Below are 18,564 nucleotides of genomic sequence, written 5' to 3' on the forward strand. Positions count from 1 at the left end.
CTACCGCCCCCGCTCGGAATCAACGGGTTGGTCCATCCCCTCGCGCTGGTCAAGATCATGCCGCACCGAAGGCGATCAGCCGAAGGTTCGACCTACGAATCGTTTGCCCACAACGACGTCGGTGTGTATAAACATCCTCAGCCGACGACGCTCGGGGGGAACGAAGGGGATGGCGATGGGCCGGCACAGCGCCTCGTATATCGCAGCGCAGCAACGACTTTCCACCAAGCCGACGACGGCAGCCGCGTACATCGGCCGGGTCGGCGCGTTGGCACTGGCCCTTGGCATCGGCGCGGCCGTGGCCGGTGGCACGGGCATCGCCAGCGCCGAGGGCACCACCGACACCGGGGCGAGTGAAGCCGCCGAGCAGGCGTCACCGAATCCGTCGACGGAGACCGACCCTGCCGAGGGACCAGCTGCCGGGGAGTCACCCAGCGCGGAGAGCTCCAGCGCCACCACCCGCAAGCCGGGGGTCCCCGACATGCAGCTGGGCAACGGCCGCGGTGGCCAACCCGGCGACGAGCAGAGCGCCCACGGGGCGCTGGACAAGCTGCCCGCGCTGATCACCGGCATTCCGCAGAAGATCGCCGAGGCCCTGGCCCCTTCGGCACCTGCCGCGACCACCACGCCGACGACCCCACTCCCCGACGATCACCCCAGTCCCCGCGACCGCACCAACGCCAACGCCAATCCGACTGCCGCCCAAAGTCATACTGACCTCAGCGCCGCCGCCGAGGCGAGCCCACCGTCGTTCGCCAGCCGGCCCGCCGATGCCGCCGCAGCCAACCGCGGGGACGTCGCGCCGCTCCAGGTCGCGGCGTCCACCGCCGCCAAACAGATGTCGCCACCGCCCACCGCCGTCGCCCTCTCTGCGCCGAATTCCATTGCAGTACTCCATGTATCATCGACGCCAAGTCAGCCGCCCCCGGCCAACCCGATCGCGACGGTGGTCTCCAGCGTGCTGTCCGCCCTGGGCTTGGCCTCGACCGCGAGCACCACCGACGATTCGCCGCTTGCGCCGCCACCGATCGTGCAGGCCGTGCTCCAGCTGGTGCGGCGCGAGCTCGATCTCGTGATCCTCAACCTCAGTCTCACCCTCGATCCCACCAACCCCGCCCACTCGGTGGTGCCGACGAGTGCCATCCCGTCGGTCACTCCCGGGGTGCCCACCCCCGGCGACGAAGCCTCCACCGCGTACGGCGACATCGGCAAGTGGATGCTGCAGTCCAATGGGCAGATCTCGAACTACGGCGGGGTGCCGTTCGGTGGCAGAACCGTTCTCGAGCCGGTCAACGTCATCATCGTCGACCCGACGTCGTCGTCACCCGCCGAGGCCGCCTGGAAGCTCAACACGGCGATGTTCTGGTCCGGCTTCCCCGCTCAGCCCATCCACAGCACCGGCTTTCAGGGCTCCATCGACGACGTGACCTACGGGCAGCAACCCACCGGCCTGCTCGTCGGGTTCTCCGACGGCTTGTTCATCTTCCCCAACAATCACGGCCGCATCTTCGGCCCCGATCCGGTGGAGACCAGCACGGGCTACGTCTGGAGCGGCGCGTTCAGCACCGAAGCGTTCGTCCTCCACGGCCTGCTGCCCACGCACGGATACGTCTCGTCCAACGTCGCCCGCAATGCGCTCGCCCTGAGACTCATCGCCACCGGCCAGGCGACCTACGGCGGCGTGGTCCCGTTGAACAACTCCTACAACACCGCGACCACCACTACCGGCGACCACGACGGTTACGCGGTCGTGCTCATCCTGAAGTAGTCGCCGGGACGGACTGCGCGGCCTCGTCGCGTCGGGCCGCCGGAGCACTCAGGGTGCCTGCCTAGACTGGCTGCGTGCGATTCTCCGTATGGCCCTCGACAACCCAACCGTGGAGCGACGTTCTCGAACTCGCCCAGTTCGCCGACGACGGATTCTGGCATTCCGTCCACGTCGCGGATCACTTCATGTCCCCGGGAGACAACGCCGAAGAGGCGAGCGACTGGCTGGAAGCCACCGGCGTGCTGGCCGCGCTGGCCGTTGCGACGTCGAAGGTCCGGCTGTCCAACCTCGTGCTGTCCATGACGTTCCGGCACCCGGCGGTGCTGGCCAATCTGGTGTCCACGATCGATCACATCAGCGCAGGCCGGGTCACGCTCGGGATCGGCGCCGGCTGGCAGATCACCGAGCACGAACAGTACGGCCTGGCGCTCGGCGAACCTCGGGAGCGCGTCGACCGCTTCGCCGAGGGGCTGGCCGTCATCACCGGACTGCTGGCGAATCGGACCACGACGTTCGACGGCAACTACTACCAACTGAGCGACGCGCTCTGCGAGCCGAAGCCGGTGCAGTCCCCGGTGCCAATCCTGGTGGGTGGCACGGGTCCACGCATGCTGCGGCTGATCGCCCGCTACGCCCACCAGTGGAATCAGTGGTCGATGCCCGGCGAGTTCGGTGAGCGTTCGTCGGCGCTGGATGCAGCGTGCGAGAAGGAGGGCCGCGATCCAGCCACGATGTGGCGCTCAACGCAGGCGGTCGTGATGGTGACCGATTCAGCGGAGGCCGAGGCGAAGGCGAAGTCGGCCGCCGAGTCGATGCCCCAGCCCGCGATCTACGGGCCGCCCTCCCGCATCGCCGAGGCCGTCGCAACGTGGCGTGACGAAGGGGTCGACGAGGTGATCGTCCCGGACTTTGCGATGCCGAAGGGACCGCAGCGTCTCGACACCTACCGAGCGCTGGCCGAGGCGTTCACGCCGCTGGCGTGAGACCGCCTGCGCGTCGCCAGCGCCACGGCGAACAGCAGAACCGCGAGCTGCACACCGGCGATCAGCACCTGAGGGTGTAGCCCGAGGACGTAGGCCGACGGCACGTCGAACTCCGGGTCGAGCATCGAGGTGCCGGGGAACAGCAGCGCACCGAACATGCCGAGCCACGGCGTCGCCAGGATGGCCGCTGATGCGAGCAGATCGCCGTACCCGTCAGATCGCCTGCGCGACAACAAGATCAGGGCGATGACGGCAAGCAGCATGGACATCACGACGTACTGGGCGTCGTGGAACTTGGCGTGCGGCGGCCAGTTCGGGTTCAGGATGTGCTGTGCGGCACCCGAGCTGACGAAGTCGGCGATGAACGCACCCACCAGGGTGATCAGGGCGATGACGGCCACCAAAATGCGGTCCACGGTCCAGTGTCGAGCCGATTCCGGCATGTCGATCCTCCTGCCCTTCTGAGCGGATAAGGTTTGGAACATGTTGTACCGAATCTTTGGGACAGCTTGCCCCACAATTGTCGACTTGGCAACGCCGTGACGGATCGCGTCGATCCCCGGGTCGTCCGGAACCGAGCCGCCGCTCTCGTCGCAGCGCGTGACCTCTTGGTCGAGGAGGGCTGGGAAGCGGTAACCCACGTCGCGATCGCGACGCGCAGCGGCGTCGGACGCACCACCCTCTACCGCCACTGGCCGGACCCCGCCGCGATACTGCGCGACGTGGTGATCACCGAGATGGACGTCGTTGCGCCGCCGGCCACCGGCCACCTGCGCGACGACTTGATCGCCGCGATGGAGACGTATCGCCGGCTACTGCACGATCCCGTCTGGGAGCGTGTCATGCGGGTCAACATCGAACGTGCGACGGTGGATCCGACGTTCCGTCGCATCAAGGACTCGCTGTTCGACAGGGGCGTCGCGACCTACCGGGCGATCTTCGACGCGGCTCGCGCCTCCGGTGAGCTGACGACCGCCGTCGACGTTCCACGGGCGATGGATCGCTTGCTCGGCCCGCTGCTGTTCCGTCGAATGTTCGCGGGCGAGGACTTCGACGCCGACTACGTGGCCGAGGTCGTCGACGAATTCCTGGACCGCACCCAGCCCTGAACCCGGCGGCGATCGCCGCGGACGCCCACCAGAAAAAAGTGTCCGGTCGACCGCCAGTCGCTGCTCCTACCCGGTGAGTCGACCACATCAGAGGCCGCCCGCACCGGAATGGAGCCCACCATGAACACCACGCGCACCCACGCCGCCTTCGCCCTCGCCGTCGCGACCTGCACGACGGCACTCGTTCTGCTTCCCGCGTCGGGTATCGCGCAGGCGGCGCCCGGATACCTGCCCACCCCTCGGACCTGCGCTGGCTGCGTCGGCCTCGGCGGACCCGATACCTCAGTCGGCATCGGAAATCCGAATGACCTGCCGCAGATCAACGGATTCAATCCGCAGCCAGAACCGCCCCGCGTTGCGACCGCCAACTCGGGGCACTAGCAAAGGCCTGCACGGTCAGGGCATCGGCCACAGGGGAATTCGGCCTTGCCCCATTCGTGCCGAGCTGGTCCAATATCGGCACTACCCAAGTTCTGGGAAGCGTAGTCATGACCGCTGTACCCCACTGGGTCGTGGGCCCAGCCGACACCGACGCGGAACTTGCCCGTGCCGCCATGACAGGTGACCGTACGGCGTTCGCGGGGATCTACGACCGCTACGCGGACCGCCTCCACGACTTCTGCGTGGGGATGCTGCGCGACAGGGACGATGCCGCCGACTGCGTCCAGGACGTCTTCTGCACTGCGGCGACCCGGCTGCCGCAGCTGCGCGAACCCGACAAGCTGCGCCCGTGGCTCTACGCCGTCGCCCGCAACGAAGCGCTGCGCAGGCTGCGTGAGCGTCGCCGCGAAACACCCTCCGACGAAGTACCTGACATCGTGTCCAGTGAACCCGGCCCGGAAGGCCTGGCCGCCCGCAACGAACTCGCCGACTTGATCGCCGAGGCTGCTGGCGGGCTCTCCGACAGAGACCGCGCGGTCCTCGAACTGGCCTACCGCCACGGCCTCAACGGACCCGATCTCGCCGACGCCCTCGGCGTCAGCCATTCCACCGCCACCAAGATCGTCTACCGACTCCGCGAGACGATCAAGAACTCGCTGGGGGCACTACTGGTCTCGCGGCGCCTCCGAACCACCGGCACCGGATGCCCCGACCTCGCCGCGATCCTAGACGGGTGGGACGGACAGTTCACCGTCCTGATGCGCAAACGCATTGCCCGCCACGTCGAGACGTGCGCCACCTGCGATCGGGAACGGCACCAACTCGTCAGTCCCGCAGCGCTACTCGGCGGCGCGCCCATCTTCATCCCCGCCCCCGCGGCACTGCGGGAACGCACTCTCGATCAGATCCAGCTGACGCCGCTTCGGACCACGTCCGCTGACCCCCAGCCCGACGTCGATCGAACCGATCGGATTTCCGGCCGACGCCGACGCCGGATGGCGGTGATGGCCGCCCTCTTCGCAGGGACCGTCGTCGCGGCGCTCGGGCTGACCATCGCCTGGCAGCATCAGCCCGACGAGCACGTCGTCCCGGCCGACTCGACCGAAACCGCGACACAACCCGCCTCCGCGACACCAAGCGCCACGCCCGGCAATCCGGTCCCCGAGCCGCCGCTCGCACCGACGGAATCGACCACGCCCACCGCGACGGCACCTCCGGAGGTGCTGGCTCCACCGGTGCCGAGCACGACGCACGACGTGCCCACACCGCAGCTGGCGGAACCGAATCCGCCCGTGTCCGAACCACCCGCCGCTCCGCCCCCCTCGGAGCCGATCCGGCCCACCCCGCGGACCCGCGACACGTCCTCCCCACCCACTACCACTCGGCCGACGGGACTGTTCCCAGTGCCGACCGCAGGCTCGCCTGGTCCCACCCGAGCGGTGATCACCCCCACGCGCAGAGCGAACAATCCGGCTCCTGCCAACCCGTCTCGGCGGTCGACGGGGGATTCCGGTTCGTCGCGCTGAGGCGAGCAGACGCTTTCACTGCCCGAAAAGTGTCCGCGGACAGCAAATTTCATCTCTTACCTGGTGGACGCGGCCGATCGCCGCCGCGATCATTCACTGAAGAAGGGAAGCTCAATGGCCGCAGTCAGCTTCGACCACATCGGCTACATCACCTCGATCACACCTGGCACCACGCACCACGTCTGGTGGAACAGCGCAGCAGCACAACGAGTCTGGGCGTTCAGCGTGGACGCGATGATCGCGAAGAAGATCCCCCCACCGGCACCTGGGGCGAGTGCCCGTGTGGAGATCACGCACGTCGAATATCGCGAGGTCTTCCACGGCCCCAACAACCTGGAGAAGGAGATCCACTGGTGGATCAAGAACACCGGAACCATCGACGCCAACTACGCCATCCACATGGCCACGATCGCGGAATGAGGAGACACCATGAAGATTCTGGTGCTGACGAACGAGGACGGGGACGTCCAATCGGTGGCCGTGCCGAACCCAACGCTGCCCGGTCGACTGCACGTCGAGGTCGACGGTGGGGCGGCGGCTCGCGAGCTCGACGTCGACGACACCGAGATCCAGCGCGATGACCTGCTCGGCCACCGGGGCGCACAGGCGCTGGAGCGGGCGCTTCAGAAGCTGCGCAAACTCGTCTCGTAGCGCGTCGGGGCCATCCCGCGAGAACGTCGTCAGGAGCCACCAACGGGCCCACCCGCCCGACTATCCTGACGGCGATGCCCGAACTCACCAGGGGCGCCAACGCGCCCGTACCCACCGCAGAGTTGACCGTCGAGGTGACCTGGCAGGCCGTCGCGGGAATGGACGTCGACGCCAGCGCCCTCCTGCTCACCCCGAACGGCAAGGTGCGCAACGACAGTGACTTCGTGTTCTACAACCAGCCCGCGTCGCCGGAGGGTTCGGTCCGCCACTCGGGGGCGCTGCCGGGCGGGGGCGACCGCCTGGTCGTGAACGCGGCCGACGTCCCCGAATCCATCGATCGCATCGCCTTCGTGGCGTCCATCCACGATGGCGCGACCAAGGGCCAGGCCTTCGCCCAGCTTCGCGGCCTCAACATCGCGGTGACCTCCGGTGGCTCGCCGGTGGCCAGCTATCCCATCTCGGGGCTGAGCACCGAGACCGGTCTGATCTTCGGCGAGCTGTACCGAAGGCAGGGGGCGTGGAAGTTCCGCGCCGTCGGTCAGGGCTATGACTCCGGATTAGCGGGGATTGCAAGCGAATTCGGCATCTCGATCGACGACGCCCCGGCACCGCCACCCATCGTCGACCCGAACGAGCAGCGTCAGATCGACCTGCGCAAGACGGTCTCGCAGTCGTCGCCGGTACTGCTCAAGAAGTTCGACGCCGCCACGGTGTCACTGGAGAAGCGGGGACTGTCCGGCGAGCGCGCCGAGGTCGTGCTGGTGCTCGACGTCTCGGGCTCGTCCCGCCCGCTGTTCCACGACGGCAGCTACCAGGAACTCATCGACCGCTTCCTCGCCGTTGCGCTGCTCTTCGACGACAACGGCACCATCGAGACGTACCTCTTCGACCATCGCGTGCAGGACGGTGAGCCCGTCACCCTCGACAAACGGGAGGGCTGGACCGACCGGGCCACCAACCGCAAGGGCATCTGGGGGATGACGAAGTACGCGCCGCCGATCGAGCAGATCGCGGCTCGACTGTCCCGAGGAGCTCCGCTGCCCACCTACGTCGCCTTCGTCACCGACGGCGGCAACAGCGATCGGCGGGCCGCAACCGCCGCCGTGCGCGCCGCATCGGGTAAGCCGATGTTCATCCAGTTCATGGCCATCGGTGACGAGGACGACTTTCCCTTTCTGCAGAAACTCGACGAACTCACCGGCCGCGAAGTCGACAACGCCGGGTTCTTCGCCGTCCGGGACGTGATGGGCCTCGGTGACGAGGAGTTCTACGACAAGGTCATGGTCGAGTTCCCGGCCTGGCTGAACGCCGCCCGCCGCGCAGGGATCGTCGGTGCCCCGGGTTGATCAAATCGGCGTTCGCCGGGCCAACCCCTCGCCCACCGCCCACAATGGGCACATGGTGGGGGGCACACACCTCAAGGGGGCGTACCGAGGCGCCGGGGCGGTAGCGGCGCTACTGCTGGTCGGCCTGTCCACCTCCGTTGTCTCACCGCCGCGGGCGTGCGCGTGCTCCTGCGCTCCGGTCGAGATCTCACCGGAGGAGACGCTGCTCTCGTTCGACGCCGTCTTCGTCGGCGTCCCCACCAGTGTCGAGACAAGGGGCATGGACGACGCGTACGAGATCGAGGTGTCCGAGGTCTACACGGGCGACGTCGGCGCCGTCGTGACGTTGACGACGCCGTCCGAGACCGCCGCCTGCGGGGTGTCCCTCGAGCTCGGCGAGGAGGACGTGTTCGCGGTGACGGCGAGCTATTCCGAGCCCGCGACGTTCCGGACGGCCACGTGTTCGCGATTCGCCGTCGGCCGCTTCGACGTCCGCAAGGTCGCCGAGGAGGTCTTCGGCGCCGCCACGCCCCCGGTCGTCACGACACCCACCGCGACCGTTGCCGCCGACGAGGTTTCGCGCAGCGCCAGCGGCGCCGTCATCGCGGGTGCCGCGGTGTTCACCGTCGTCGCGGGCACCGCAGTCCTGATCCTCGCGTTGCGACGGCGCCGCACCTAACCCGGCAGGCGCTCAGCCGTCATCGCCGCCGGCGTCCGGCGGGGTGGGGTTCGGCGGGGTTTGGGTCGGAGGGACGGTCACCGTCTGGGTCACGGTGCTGGTGCTCGTGCTGGTGCTCGGCGGAACCGTCGTCGTGGTCGTAGTCGTAGTCGTCGTGGTGGTGGTCGGCGAGGTCGTGGTGGTCGTCGACGACGAGGACCCGGTCTCGCTGGTAGTGCTCGCAGGCGCGGTCTGCGTGACGGTTTCGGTGCCACCGGTCTGTGCGGGTGCGTTGGATTCGGTCGAGGCACCGGACGTCTCCGACGACGACGTGGAGGACGAAGTGGTCGTCGTCGTGGACCCGTCGCCGCTAGTGAGCGACACGATGGCGTAAACGATGAGCGCGATCAGCAAGACGCCGACGGCACCCAGCCCGACGAGGCCCGCAGGCTTGCGGTACCAGGGGGTCGGCGGCTCGGGGGGCGGCTCCTGGCCGTAGCCGGGTTGGCCGTACTGGTCCGGCGCCCCGTAACTGGATTCGCCGTAGTTCTCCGCCCCGTAGTTGTAGTGCGAGGTCGCCTCGCTGTACGCGGTGGGCTCGCTGCGGGGATAGCTGCCGTACTGCGTCGGCTCGCTGTCGGAGTAGTACGGGTCGTCTTGGGGTCCGTCGGGACCGTCGTTGCGCGCCACGGTCGTCGATGGTAACGACGTCGGCGGCCACTTCGGCAGGCGGCGCACCGCGCGCCCCCGGTTGGCGTGCTCGCCGACCGCGGGTTGGCGTGCTCGCCGACCGCGGCGATACCCGGACACACCGGCCGCGACGGGGTCGCATGCTGCTCGCTCATCAGCCGCGCCGCGCGCGATGCCCCAAAATCGCACATCTCCGAAAGTTTTTTCACGAGTTTCCGCGACATCCGGCTCGGACACCTGTCCGCAACCTTCGGCCAACCGCCTGCGGCCATGTCAATTTTCCTGCCGAACCCCCCGATAGCAGGAAGAATTCCTGTTTCTGGGAATGGGCTGTTGGCCGCGGTGCCGCGATTACAGCAACCGCCGACGCGCCCGCTCTGCGTGGGCGACATCCTGGGAATTCGCAGGTAGAGGGATTGCCGTGAGACGACCATTTCTGAAACCCCGAGTTGCCATCGGCTGTATTTCCCCAAAAGATGCAATGGCACCCCGGCTGGAGGCGTACAGGTAGTGCACACCGTCGGGACGAGAAACCAAGGGGATTAGATGAGCAAGATGCGCAAGGCGGTGACCGTCGGCGTCGTGGCCGTGATGGCCGCATTCGGCGTTGCCGCATGTGGCGGCGACTCGGGAAGCAGCTCGAGCGGAAGCAGTGGCAGTGGCGGGAGCGGCGGCAGTAGCGGCGGCGAGATCAACGTGACGATGACGTCGTTCCCCGACTACATCGACCCGCAGCTGTCCTACACCGTCGAAGGCTGGGAGACGCTGTACAACGTCTACACCCCGCTGCTGACCTACAAGCACGCCAAGGGCGAGGAGGGTGCCGACATCGTGCCCGGCCTGGCCGAGGCCCTGCCCGACGTCTCCCCCGACGGCAAGATCTACAAGCTCAAGCTGCGGTCCAACATGAAGTACTCGGACGGCACCCCCATCAAGGCGTCCGACTTCACCTACGCCATCCAGCGTCTGTTCAAGGCCAACTCCGGCGGCTCGGTGTTCTACGAGACCATCGTCGGCGCCAAGGAGTACGCCGACGGTTCGGCCCCGACGATCAGCGGCATCGTCACCGACGACGCCACCGGCGACATCACCATCACGCTGACCGAACCCAACGGCACGTTCGACAGCCTGCTCGGTCTGATGTTCGCCGCGCCCGTCCCGCCGACCACTCCGCTGGACAAGGACGCCACCAACAGCCCGCCGGCCTCCAGCGGCCCGTACATGATCTCCCAGGTGCAGGCGCCCCAGACGCTGACGATGGAGCGCAACCCGAACTTCAAGACCGTCAAGGACGCCGGCGCAACCGACGTCGCCGACGGCAACGTCGACAAGATCATCGTGACCCAGAACAAGAGCAACACCGCGCAGGTCACCGACATCGAGCAGAACCGCGTCGACTACATGTCCGATCCGCCGGACGCGGACCGGCTCGCAGAGGTCAGGTCGCGCTTCGGTGATCGGTTCCGCATGGAGGATTCGATCAACACCTACTACTTCTGGATGAACAACGAGAAGGCGCCGTTCAACGACCTCAAGGTCCGCCAGGCGATCAACTACGCGATCGACCCCGAGGCGCTGAACCGCGTGTTCGGTGGGCGACTGCACGCCTCGCAGCAGATCCTGCCGCCCGGCATGCCGGGATACGAGGAGTTCAAGCTCTACCCGGGTCCCGACCTGAACAAGGCCAAGCAGCTGATCGCCGAGGCCAACCCGGCCGACAAGGACATCACGGTGTGGACCGACGACGAGCCCGACCGCAAGCGAATCGGCGAGTACTACCACGACGTGCTGTCCCAGCTGGGCTTCAACGCCACGCTGAAGGTGATCTCCGGCGACGTCTACTGGGCCACCATCGGCAACCAGTCGACGCCCGACCTCGACACCGGCTTCGCGGACTGGTTCCAGGACTTCCCGCACCCGGACGACTTCTTCCGTCCGCTGCTCAACGGCGCCAGCATCCTGCCCACCAACGGCAACAACTACTCGCGGGCCCGTTTCCCCGACCTCGACGCCAAGATGAACGAGCTGCGCACCAAGCAGCTCACCGATCCGGGCGTGAAGGAGCAGTACGCGGCGCTCGACAAGGCCTACATGGAGCAGGCTGCGTGGGCGCCGTACGGCAACGAGGAGTTCACGACCTTCCTCTCTGAGCGCATGGACTTCGACAAGAGCTACCGCCACGTGCTGTTCGCCCAGGACTTCACCTCGTTCGCCATCAAGTAATGGCTGCTCCCTTCACCGAGGTGGAGGTGGCGGACGAGCCGCCACTTCCCACCGGAGTTCCCGCGGCCCGGATCCAGGGGCGTAGCCCCTGGTATCTGGCCGGGCTTCGGATGCGACGCAACAAGGTGGCGCTGGCGTTCGGCGTGCTGTTCATCGCGATCGTGGTGCTGTGCCTGGCCGCCCCGCTGTGGGCCGACCACGTGGCCCATACGACGCCGGACGCCAACCACATCACCGACAAGATCGAGATCGACGGCCAGCAGGTCGACATCGTGGCGCCGGACGGCACGCCGATCGGGCCGGGCCTGCGTGGCCAATACCTGCTGGGTGCCGACCAGAACGGCCGCGACGTGATGGTGCGCCTGCTCTACGGCGGACGCACGTCACTGTTCATCGGCGTGGTCTCGGCAGCGATCACCACCGTCGTGGCAGTCGTGGTCGGCCTGCTGTGCGGTTACTACCGCGGCTGGATCGACGCCGTGCTCTCCCGGGCGATGGACGTCGTCTGGGCGTTCCCGGTGCTGCTGCTCGGCATTGCGTTGGGCACGGCGCTGGCGGTGGGCGGGCTGAACGTCGGCGTCACCACCATCGCGGGTGACTCGCTGTGGATCCCGATCCTCATCATCGGACTGGTGTACGTGCCGTACATGGCGAGACCCATTCGGGGCGAGATCCTGGCGCTGCGGGAGAAGGAATTCATCGAGGCCGCGGTCGCCCAGGGCAAGGGCCCGCTGCGCATCATGATCAGCGAGCTGCTGCCCAACGTGGTGTCGACCATCATCGTGTTCTTCACCCTCAACATCGCCAACGACATGCTGCTGGAGTCGGCACTGTCCTTCCTGGGGGCAGGCGTCCGGCCCCCCAGCGCGTCATGGGGCACGATGATCGCCGACGGCTACCAAACCATCTACACCGCACCGCACCTGACCATCATTCCCGGCCTCATGGTCGTGCTGACCGTGTTGTCGCTCAACGTCTTTGGCGACGGTCTGCGCGATGCACTCGATCCGCGCGCCAAGATCCGACTGGAGCACTAGCGCCATGTTTCGCTTCGTAGCCCGGCGTGTCGCCGGGATGGTCGCCGTGCTGTTCGCCATCTCGGTGATCGTATTCTTGATCTTCAACGTCATCCCCAACTCGAACCCCGCCATCCGGATCGCGGGCAAGAACGCCAATCCCGAGCTGATCGCCAGGGTGAGTGCAGATCTCGGTCTCGATCAACCGCTGCCGATTCAATATCTGACCCTGATGAGGAAGATCTTCACGGGCCAGCTGACCTCCTACGCGAGCTCGCAGAACGTCACCGAGCAGATCTGGCGGGGACTGCCCGCAACACTGTCGCTGACGATCGGTGCTGCGGTGTTGTGGATGGTGTTGGCGGTGGTGTTCGGCTACACCAGCGCCATCCACTCGGGCAAGTTCACCGACCGGGCACTGACGATCCTTTCGCTGGTGGGCATTTCGATGCCGGTGTTCTGGCTGGCCGCGATCCTGCTGTACTTCTTCACGTACAAGATCGAGCTGTTCCCCACCAGCAGCTACATCCCACTCACCGACGACCCGTTCCGATGGGCGTCGCACCTGATCCTGCCGTGGTTGACGCTCGCCGTGCTCTACGTCGGCTTCTACAGCCGGGTGCTGCGGTCCAACATGCTCGACGTGATGAACGAGGACTACGTGCGCACCGCACGGGCCAAGGGCGTTCCCGAGCGGCAGGTCCGCATCCGGCATGTGTTGCGCAACTCGATGATTCCGATCGTCACGCTGTTCGGGCTGGACTTCGGCGCGGTGGTCGGCGGCGGCGCGATCCTCACCGAGACGGTGTTCAACATCAACGGCGTCGGGCTCTACGCGGGTCGAGCCATCGGCAGCCTCGACCTGCCACCGCTCATGGGCGTGACGATGTTCGGCGCCTTCTTCATCGTGTTCTTCAATACGGTCGTCGACATCCTCTACGCGTTCCTCGACCCACGCATCAGGCTCGGAGAGGCGGCGCCCGCATGATCTTGTCCGTTGAGGACCTACGGGTCTCCTTTGCCACCGACGGTGGCGTGGTCCGCGCCGTCGACGGCGTGTCGTTCGAGCTCGACAAGGGCGAGATCCTGGCCATCGTCGGCGAATCCGGCTCCGGAAAGAGCGTCACCGCACAGACGGTCCTCGGCCTCACGCGGGCACCGAACGCCACCATCGAAGGCGCCGTCCGCTTCGACGGCCGCGACCTCACCGAACTCGACGACAAGGAACTGCGCGCGGTGCGCGGCGAACGGATCGCGATGATCTTCCAGGATCCGATGACGTCGCTCAATCCGGTGTACCGCGTCGGCGATCAGATCGCCGAGATGATCCGGGCGCATCGCGACGTGTCCAAGCGCGAGGCCAGGGCACAGGCCGTCGAGCTGCTCAAGTCGGTCGGCATCCCGAATCCCGAACGCCGCGTTCACCATTACCCGCACGAGTTCTCCGGCGGCATGCGTCAACGGGTGATGATCGCGATGGCACTGGCCTTGGATCCCGACGTGCTGATCGCCGACGAGCCGACTACGGCGCTCGACGTCACGGTGCAGGCCCAGATCCTGCGTCTGCTCGACACGCTCAACCGGGAGAGGGGACTGGCTGTCGTGCTGATCACCCACGACCTCGGCGTGGTGGCCGAGATCGCCGACCGCGTCGCGGTCATGTACGCGGGCCAGATCGTCGAGGACGCGTCGCTCGAGGACGCGTTCTACGACCCCCAGCATCCGTACACGTGGGGGCTTCTCGGGTCGATCGCACGCCTCGACGAGGACCGTCCCGCCCGACTGGCACAGATCGCGGGGCAGCCGCCATCGCTGCTGTCCCCGCCGACGGGTTGCCGGTTTGCGGCCCGCTGCCCGCACGAGTTCGACAAGTGCTCCGAACCGCCGCCCCTTGACGGCGACAGGTGCTGGCTCAGCCCCGAGGACAAGCGGCGGCTGCGCGAGGTCGACGGTCGCATCGGTCTTCGCGCACCGGTGGCCGTCGGCGGGCCGATGAATCAGGCGGACGCGTCGTGACCGCCCCGCTCCTCGAAGTGACCGACCTGGTCAAGCACTTCCCCATCAAGTCGGGGATCATCGTCGACCGCGAGGTCGGCCGAGTGAAGGCCGTCGACGGGGTGAGCCTCACCATCAACGAAGGTGAGACACTCGGCCTTGTCGGTGAATCTGGTTGCGGCAAGTCCACTTTGAGCAGAACGATCTTGCAGCTCACCACACCGACGTCGGGTTCGGTCAAGTTCCAGGGCGAGGAACTCGTCGGCCGGTCACGGCGGGGCATGCGACCACTGCGTCGCCAGATGCAGATGATCTTCCAGGATCCCTACGCGTCACTGAACCCCAGGAAGCGCATCGGCCAAATCATCGGTGAGCCCATGGAGTTGCATGGGATCGCGTCGGGTCGCGACGTCAGCTCTCGGGTCCGCGATCTGCTCGACCGCGTTGGCTTGCAGGCCGAGCATGCCGAGCGCTACCCGCACGAATTCTCCGGGGGTCAACGCCAACGCATCGGCATCGCCCGCGCACTCGCGCTGAAGCCCAAGCTCATCGTCGCCGACGAACCCGTCTCGGCGCTCGACGTCTCGGTGCAGGCGCAGATCATCAACCTGCTGGAGGACCTGCAGGCCGAGCTCGGGTTGGCGTATCTGTTCGTCGCGCACGACCTCGGTGTGGTGCGCCACGTCTCGGATCGCGTCGCGGTGATGTACCTGGGCCGGATCGTCGAGATGTCCAGTGCGAGCTCACTTTACGAGCGGCCGCTGCATCCCTACTCGAACGCGTTGCTGTCGGCGGTGCCCATCCCCGACCCCACGCTCAACGCCCAGCGTGAGCGGATCGTGCTCGAGGGCGACGTGCCAAGCCCCATCGATCCCCCGTCGGGCTGTCACTTCCACACCCGCTGTCCGTGGACGACGCACGTGTGCGACACCGACGATCCGGAGTTGGAGGAGCTGGAGGCCGGCCACGTCGCGGCGTGCCACCACCCCCGCAATCTGGCGTCCTGACGGCTCTCAGTACGGGAACTGCGGCTGCTGCTGGTATCCGGGCACCTGCGGGTACTGGGGGTACTGCGGGTACTGCGGGTATTGCGGCGTCGAGTACGACGGTGTCGACGGCACCTGAATCGGGATCGGCACGGGGACGAACGGGACGGTGATGTAGCTCGTCGTCATCGCTGGGTTCGTCGTCGTCGCCGTCGTGGTGGTCGCCGTCGTTGTCGCCGTCGTCGACGGCGTCGTGGTGGTAGGTGTCGTCGTAGTCGTCGTGGTGGTCTCTTGCGTCGTGGTGGTCGTGGTGGTCACCGGACGTTCGACGGTCACGGTCTGGGTCGGCGGTGGCGGAGGAGGCGGCGCCTGGGTCACGGTGACGATGTTCTGCGGCGGCGGCTCGCTGACCGGAAGCGGCGCCTCGACACTCGGTGGTGGCGGCGGCGGTTCGAGGCTCGGCGGCGGCGGAAGCGGGGCACTCGTCGCGGTCACCGGTGCGGTGCTCGGGGCCGGTCCAGTCTCGTCGGTCGCGCTCGTCAGGGCGACGGCCACCCCGCCGACGGCCACCACGGCGATGACAACGGCCACGCCGAATGCCAGCTGTGGCAACCGTTGCCATGGGCGCGGCTCGTCGTCGACCCGCGGGTGGTACTGCGCGACCGCTCTGGTGGTGCTGGTGTCGTAGACGTCCCCGTAGGAATCGACGTACGGATCTTCACCCACGTAGGGCGTCGGTTCTCCTGCGGTGTCGTCATCCTGCGACCACGCCAGCGCCCGGAACGTCGCCGAACCCGGCGCGGCCTCGGCGGCCTCGGTGATCAGCGGGATCGGCGCCATCCCGGTCTTGGCGTCGGCATCGGCCCCATACGCGGCGAACAATGCGGCACCGACTGCGGCGTCGAGCGCGGGGTGCGCAGTGGTGACGAACTGTGCCGAGGCGCGTTCCGACAGCTTGCTGGTCACCAACGGAATGCGCGCCCCACCTCCGACGGCGACGATGGCCGACACGTCGGCGGCGGCAATTCTGTTGCGCAACAACGATTCATCGAGTTCGGCCAGCACCTCGGCGAGGGGCTCCGCCATCAACGCGTCGAGTTCGTCGCGAGTGATCTGCACCGTCGACCGCTGTCCTGGCAGGTCGATTTCGATGTCTGCGGTGGACGCCTCGGAAAGCTGTTCCTTGGCGCGCGTGCACCCGTCGCGGAGTGCGGTCAACGACCCGACCGCAGCGGTTCCTGCGGGATCGGCCTCCCCGGAGGTCGCGTCGAGCACGTGGGCCAGCAGCGCGGCATCGATCTGGTCGCCGGCGAACTCGGTCAACCGGGTGGTCTCGATCGGTTCGAAGCTGGCTGCGGCGTCGGCGAGCGTGATGCTGGTGCCGCCGCCGCCGAAGTCGAGGAGCGCCACGACGCCGCGAACCGGCAGGCCGGGGTTGGCGCCGAGCGCATGCAACGACGCGACCGCGTCGGACACGAGTCGCACCGGGGTGCCGTTGGGAGCAAGCCCGGGCTTGGTCCGCATGGCGTCGCGCAGTGCGCGAAGCGTGGCGCCCGTCCAGTGCGCGGGTACCGCGATGGCGACTTGCGCCTCGACGTCGGCGCCCGCCGAGGTGACCATCTCGTCGAGCGCTTGGACCATCAGGGCGTCGGCGCCGTAGGTCGCTCCGTCCGCTGCGACGAGTGGGACGGGGTCCCCGACTCGCTCGACGAACCCACTGAGCACCTGGCCGGAAATCGGCAGCACGGATCGCCGGATCACTGGCGGACTGCCTACCCGAGCTGCGACCAGATTGGTCGTCCCGATCGACAACCCCAACGGGTCGCTCATAACGCCACATACGATAACCCGGCGCAGGCCGTGCGGCCGTCAGACACTCCGACGACGGTGCCGTCCGAACAGCGTTCTCCCAGCTAGGTTTTGGCCTTCACAGATTTGCGCAGCAGCGCAGAACCGGCGGCTCCCAGCACGATCAGTGCGATCCCCGCGACGTCGGGGATGGCGTCGGAAACCCAGCCCACGATCCCCGTCACCAGGATGAACGGCGGTATCCAGTCGACGAGGGAGAGCAATGAGCGCGGTGGTTCGGTCGTCTCCCCGATCGACTGCGCGAACTTAGCCCCGGCGTAGTCCGGATAGAACTCGGTGAATTGGACGGCGAACAGCACGGCGGCGATCGGAAGGATCCACGCGGTCCAGAACTCGCCGCCGGGCCACACCGTGTCACCGAGCGCACCCATGATCGCCGAGAAGGTGAACGCTGCCGCCCACGCCGCCGAAATCGCGTAGTTGATGCGCTTGAACAGCGGCGATTCCCAGTGCTCGGACGGCGTGGTGTCCTTCGCGTAGGCGATGGTGAACGGCTTGCGCAGCAGCAACCCGACGATCGCGAACAACGCCAGCGCCACGTTGCTGACCTCACCGGCCCACGTCTCGAGCCAACCGATCACCCCGTCGGAGGCGAACAACCCCAGGGCGGCGAGCACGGCGAAGAACACCGCACCGAACACCTCGAGCGCATGGATGGGGACCCCACGGCGCCACCCGACCCACAGCGTGATCAACGTCAGGCCCAGCGCTGCCGACGCCGCTTCCTCGAACCGCCCCGGCCCCGAGACGATCGACAGGAGCACCCACGGCGCAATGCCCGCCAACGGCGATTTGACGTACCCGTCAACGAAACTCATGGCGAGACTCTATGCCAGCAACCACCTCTGTGTTGCAATGTCGGCATGGGTGACATCGAAGAGATTCAACGGGTCAAGTACCGGTATCTGCGCGCGCTCGACACCAAGCACTGGGACGAGTTCGCCGACACCCTCACCGAGGACGTGATCGGCGACTACGGCGAATCCCTCGGCGAGACGCACCACTTCACCGATCGGGCCACCCTCGTCGAATTCATGCGCACCTCCATGCCCGCCGACGTCATCACCGACCACCGGGTGACGCACCCCGAGATCGAGGTCGACGGCGACGAGGCGACCGCCATCTGGTACCTGCAGGACAAGGTGATCGTCCCGAAGTTCGACTTCATGTTGATCGGCGCGGGGTTCTATCGCGACCGCTACCGGCGCACCGCCGACGGCTGGAAGATCAGCGTCACCGGTTACGACCGCACCTACGATGCGTCCTTCTCCACCAAGGCACTCGACTTCAACGTGAAAGCCGGTCGCGCGGTAGCTCTTTGATCACTTGGAGACGGCGATCAGCGCGCCGGGTCGCAGCCACTTCATGATCGACACCAACGTGT

19 protein-coding genes are annotated in these 18,564 nt (G+C 67.1%); 15 read left to right on the plus strand and 4 right to left on the minus strand.

What is annotated here, in order from left to right; translation table 11 throughout:
* Window positions 1-175: 175 nt before the first annotated feature.
* On the plus strand, window positions 176-1,768 hold the full coding sequence (locus ABW137_RS01620; protein ID WP_526396204.1) for a hypothetical protein: 1,593 nt from the start codon (window positions 176-178) through the stop codon (window positions 1,766-1,768).
* Between the two features lie 74 nt (window positions 1,769-1,842).
* A complete protein-coding gene (locus tag ABW137_RS01625) occupies window positions 1,843-2,751 on the plus strand; it encodes an LLM class flavin-dependent oxidoreductase (protein WP_526396206.1) in 909 nt (302 codons plus the stop codon).
* Here ABW137_RS01625 and ABW137_RS01630 read toward each other — a convergent pair.
* Window positions 2,712-3,194: a DUF6640 family protein gene (locus tag ABW137_RS01630; protein ID WP_526396208.1), complete on the minus strand. Its 483-nt coding sequence runs from the start codon at window positions 3,192-3,194 to the stop codon at window positions 2,712-2,714. The two genes, ABW137_RS01625 and ABW137_RS01630, sit on opposite strands and share 40 nt — an antisense overlap.
* A gap of 96 nt (window positions 3,195-3,290) precedes the next feature.
* On the opposite strand from ABW137_RS01630, the gene ABW137_RS01635 reads away from it, so the two are divergent.
* The 7 genes from ABW137_RS01635 to ABW137_RS01665 all read left to right on the plus strand — a co-directional run bounded on the left by ABW137_RS01635 (window position 3,291) and on the right by ABW137_RS01665 (window position 8,422).
* A complete protein-coding gene (locus tag ABW137_RS01635) occupies window positions 3,291-3,860 on the plus strand; it encodes a TetR/AcrR family transcriptional regulator (RefSeq protein ID WP_526396210.1) in 570 nt (189 codons plus the stop codon).
* Between the two features lie 120 nt (window positions 3,861-3,980).
* Complete coding sequence (locus ABW137_RS01640; protein WP_526396212.1) at window positions 3,981-4,241, plus strand: hypothetical protein; 261 nt, start codon at window positions 3,981-3,983, stop codon at window positions 4,239-4,241.
* A gap of 107 nt (window positions 4,242-4,348) precedes the next feature.
* The gene (locus ABW137_RS01645; RefSeq protein WP_526396214.1) at window positions 4,349-5,767 is read left to right on the plus strand and encodes a sigma-70 family RNA polymerase sigma factor; all 1,419 of its coding nucleotides are present in this window, start codon (window positions 4,349-4,351) and stop codon (window positions 5,765-5,767) included.
* A 114-nt stretch (window positions 5,768-5,881) separates the two neighbouring features.
* The gene (locus ABW137_RS01650; protein ID WP_526396216.1) at window positions 5,882-6,187 is read left to right on the plus strand and encodes a hypothetical protein; all 306 of its coding nucleotides are present in this window, start codon (window positions 5,882-5,884) and stop codon (window positions 6,185-6,187) included.
* A gap of 9 nt (window positions 6,188-6,196) precedes the next feature.
* Window positions 6,197-6,418 (plus strand): hypothetical protein, encoded by a 222-nt coding sequence (locus ABW137_RS01655; protein ID WP_526396218.1) that lies wholly within the window; start codon window positions 6,197-6,199, stop codon window positions 6,416-6,418.
* Between the two features lie 74 nt (window positions 6,419-6,492).
* Window positions 6,493-7,764, plus strand: coding sequence for a VWA domain-containing protein (locus ABW137_RS01660; RefSeq protein WP_526396220.1), 1,272 nt, complete (start codon window positions 6,493-6,495; stop codon window positions 7,762-7,764).
* A gap of 52 nt (window positions 7,765-7,816) precedes the next feature.
* The gene (locus ABW137_RS01665; protein ID WP_526396222.1) at window positions 7,817-8,422 is read left to right on the plus strand and encodes a netrin-like domain-containing protein; all 606 of its coding nucleotides are present in this window, start codon (window positions 7,817-7,819) and stop codon (window positions 8,420-8,422) included.
* 12 nt (window positions 8,423-8,434) lie between these two features.
* Here ABW137_RS01665 and ABW137_RS01670 read toward each other — a convergent pair whose 3' ends face one another.
* Window positions 8,435-9,091 (minus strand): hypothetical protein, encoded by a 657-nt coding sequence (locus ABW137_RS01670; protein WP_526396224.1) that lies wholly within the window; start codon window positions 9,089-9,091, stop codon window positions 8,435-8,437.
* A gap of 546 nt (window positions 9,092-9,637) precedes the next feature.
* Here ABW137_RS01670 and ABW137_RS01675 point away from each other — a divergent pair.
* From ABW137_RS01675 to ABW137_RS01695, 5 genes are read left to right on the plus strand one after another with little or no spacing between them, the layout of a single operon-like run.
* The gene (locus tag ABW137_RS01675; RefSeq protein ID WP_526396226.1) at window positions 9,638-11,314 is read left to right on the plus strand and encodes an ABC transporter substrate-binding protein; all 1,677 of its coding nucleotides are present in this window, start codon (window positions 9,638-9,640) and stop codon (window positions 11,312-11,314) included.
* Window positions 11,314-12,351, plus strand: coding sequence for an ABC transporter permease (locus tag ABW137_RS01680; protein WP_526396228.1), 1,038 nt, complete (start codon window positions 11,314-11,316; stop codon window positions 12,349-12,351). Before ABW137_RS01675 ends, ABW137_RS01680 begins: the two co-directional genes overlap by 1 nt.
* A gap of 4 nt (window positions 12,352-12,355) precedes the next feature.
* Window positions 12,356-13,318, plus strand: coding sequence for an ABC transporter permease (locus ABW137_RS01685; protein ID WP_526396230.1), 963 nt, complete (start codon window positions 12,356-12,358; stop codon window positions 13,316-13,318).
* The gene (locus tag ABW137_RS01690; RefSeq protein WP_526396232.1) at window positions 13,315-14,346 is read left to right on the plus strand and encodes an ABC transporter ATP-binding protein; all 1,032 of its coding nucleotides are present in this window, start codon (window positions 13,315-13,317) and stop codon (window positions 14,344-14,346) included. Before ABW137_RS01685 ends, ABW137_RS01690 begins: the two co-directional genes overlap by 4 nt.
* Window positions 14,343-15,332, plus strand: coding sequence for an ABC transporter ATP-binding protein (locus ABW137_RS01695; protein WP_526396234.1), 990 nt, complete (start codon window positions 14,343-14,345; stop codon window positions 15,330-15,332). The genes ABW137_RS01690 and ABW137_RS01695 overlap by 4 nt, the downstream gene beginning before the upstream one ends.
* Window positions 15,333-15,338: 6 nt before the next feature.
* On the opposite strand, the gene ABW137_RS01700 is transcribed toward ABW137_RS01695, so the two are convergent.
* Complete coding sequence (locus tag ABW137_RS01700) at window positions 15,339-17,141, minus strand: Hsp70 family protein (protein WP_526396236.1); 1,803 nt, start codon at window positions 17,139-17,141, stop codon at window positions 15,339-15,341.
* Between the two features lie 83 nt (window positions 17,142-17,224).
* Entirely contained in the window at window positions 17,225-17,998 is a 774-nt protein-coding gene (locus ABW137_RS01705) for a hypothetical protein (protein WP_526396238.1), read from the minus strand.
* Between the two features lie 45 nt (window positions 17,999-18,043).
* Here ABW137_RS01705 and ABW137_RS01710 point away from each other — a divergent pair, with 45 nt between their 5' ends.
* Window positions 18,044-18,502 carry a nuclear transport factor 2 family protein gene (locus ABW137_RS01710; protein ID WP_526396240.1) on the plus strand — a complete coding sequence of 153 codons (459 nt, stop codon included), beginning with the start codon at window positions 18,044-18,046 and terminating at the stop codon, window positions 18,500-18,502.
* The last annotated feature ends 62 nt before the right edge of the window (window positions 18,503-18,564 follow it).

Origin of the sequence: Mycobacterium sp. (assembly GCF_040509115.1) — a bacterium.
GTDB lineage: Bacteria > Actinomycetota > Actinomycetes > Mycobacteriales > Mycobacteriaceae > Mycobacterium.

Coding starts and splice junctions, on each gene's coding strand:
- ABW137_RS01620 (WP_526396204.1), top strand. CDS start 176: ATGGGCCGGCACAGCGCCTCGTATATCGCAGCGCAGCAACGACTTTCC.
- ABW137_RS01630 (WP_526396208.1), bottom strand. CDS start 3,194: ATGCCGGAATCGGCTCGACACTGGACCGTGGACCGCATTTTGGTGGCC.
- ABW137_RS01640 (WP_526396212.1), top strand. CDS start 3,981: ATGAACACCACGCGCACCCACGCCGCCTTCGCCCTCGCCGTCGCGACC.
- ABW137_RS01645 (WP_526396214.1), top strand. CDS start 4,349: ATGACCGCTGTACCCCACTGGGTCGTGGGCCCAGCCGACACCGACGCG.
- ABW137_RS01650 (WP_526396216.1), top strand. CDS start 5,882: ATGGCCGCAGTCAGCTTCGACCACATCGGCTACATCACCTCGATCACA.
- ABW137_RS01655 (WP_526396218.1), top strand. CDS start 6,197: ATGAAGATTCTGGTGCTGACGAACGAGGACGGGGACGTCCAATCGGTG.
- ABW137_RS01660 (WP_526396220.1), top strand. CDS start 6,493: ATGCCCGAACTCACCAGGGGCGCCAACGCGCCCGTACCCACCGCAGAG.
- ABW137_RS01665 (WP_526396222.1), top strand. CDS start 7,817: ATGGTGGGGGGCACACACCTCAAGGGGGCGTACCGAGGCGCCGGGGCG.
- ABW137_RS01675 (WP_526396226.1), top strand. CDS start 9,638: ATGAGCAAGATGCGCAAGGCGGTGACCGTCGGCGTCGTGGCCGTGATG.
- ABW137_RS01680 (WP_526396228.1), top strand. CDS start 11,314: ATGGCTGCTCCCTTCACCGAGGTGGAGGTGGCGGACGAGCCGCCACTT.
- ABW137_RS01685 (WP_526396230.1), top strand. CDS start 12,356: ATGTTTCGCTTCGTAGCCCGGCGTGTCGCCGGGATGGTCGCCGTGCTG.
- ABW137_RS01690 (WP_526396232.1), top strand. CDS start 13,315: ATGATCTTGTCCGTTGAGGACCTACGGGTCTCCTTTGCCACCGACGGT.
- ABW137_RS01700 (WP_526396236.1), bottom strand. CDS start 17,141: ATGAGCGACCCGTTGGGGTTGTCGATCGGGACGACCAATCTGGTCGCA.
- ABW137_RS01705 (WP_526396238.1), bottom strand. CDS start 17,998: ATGAGTTTCGTTGACGGGTACGTCAAATCGCCGTTGGCGGGCATTGCG.
- ABW137_RS01710 (WP_526396240.1), top strand. CDS start 18,044: ATGGGTGACATCGAAGAGATTCAACGGGTCAAGTACCGGTATCTGCGC.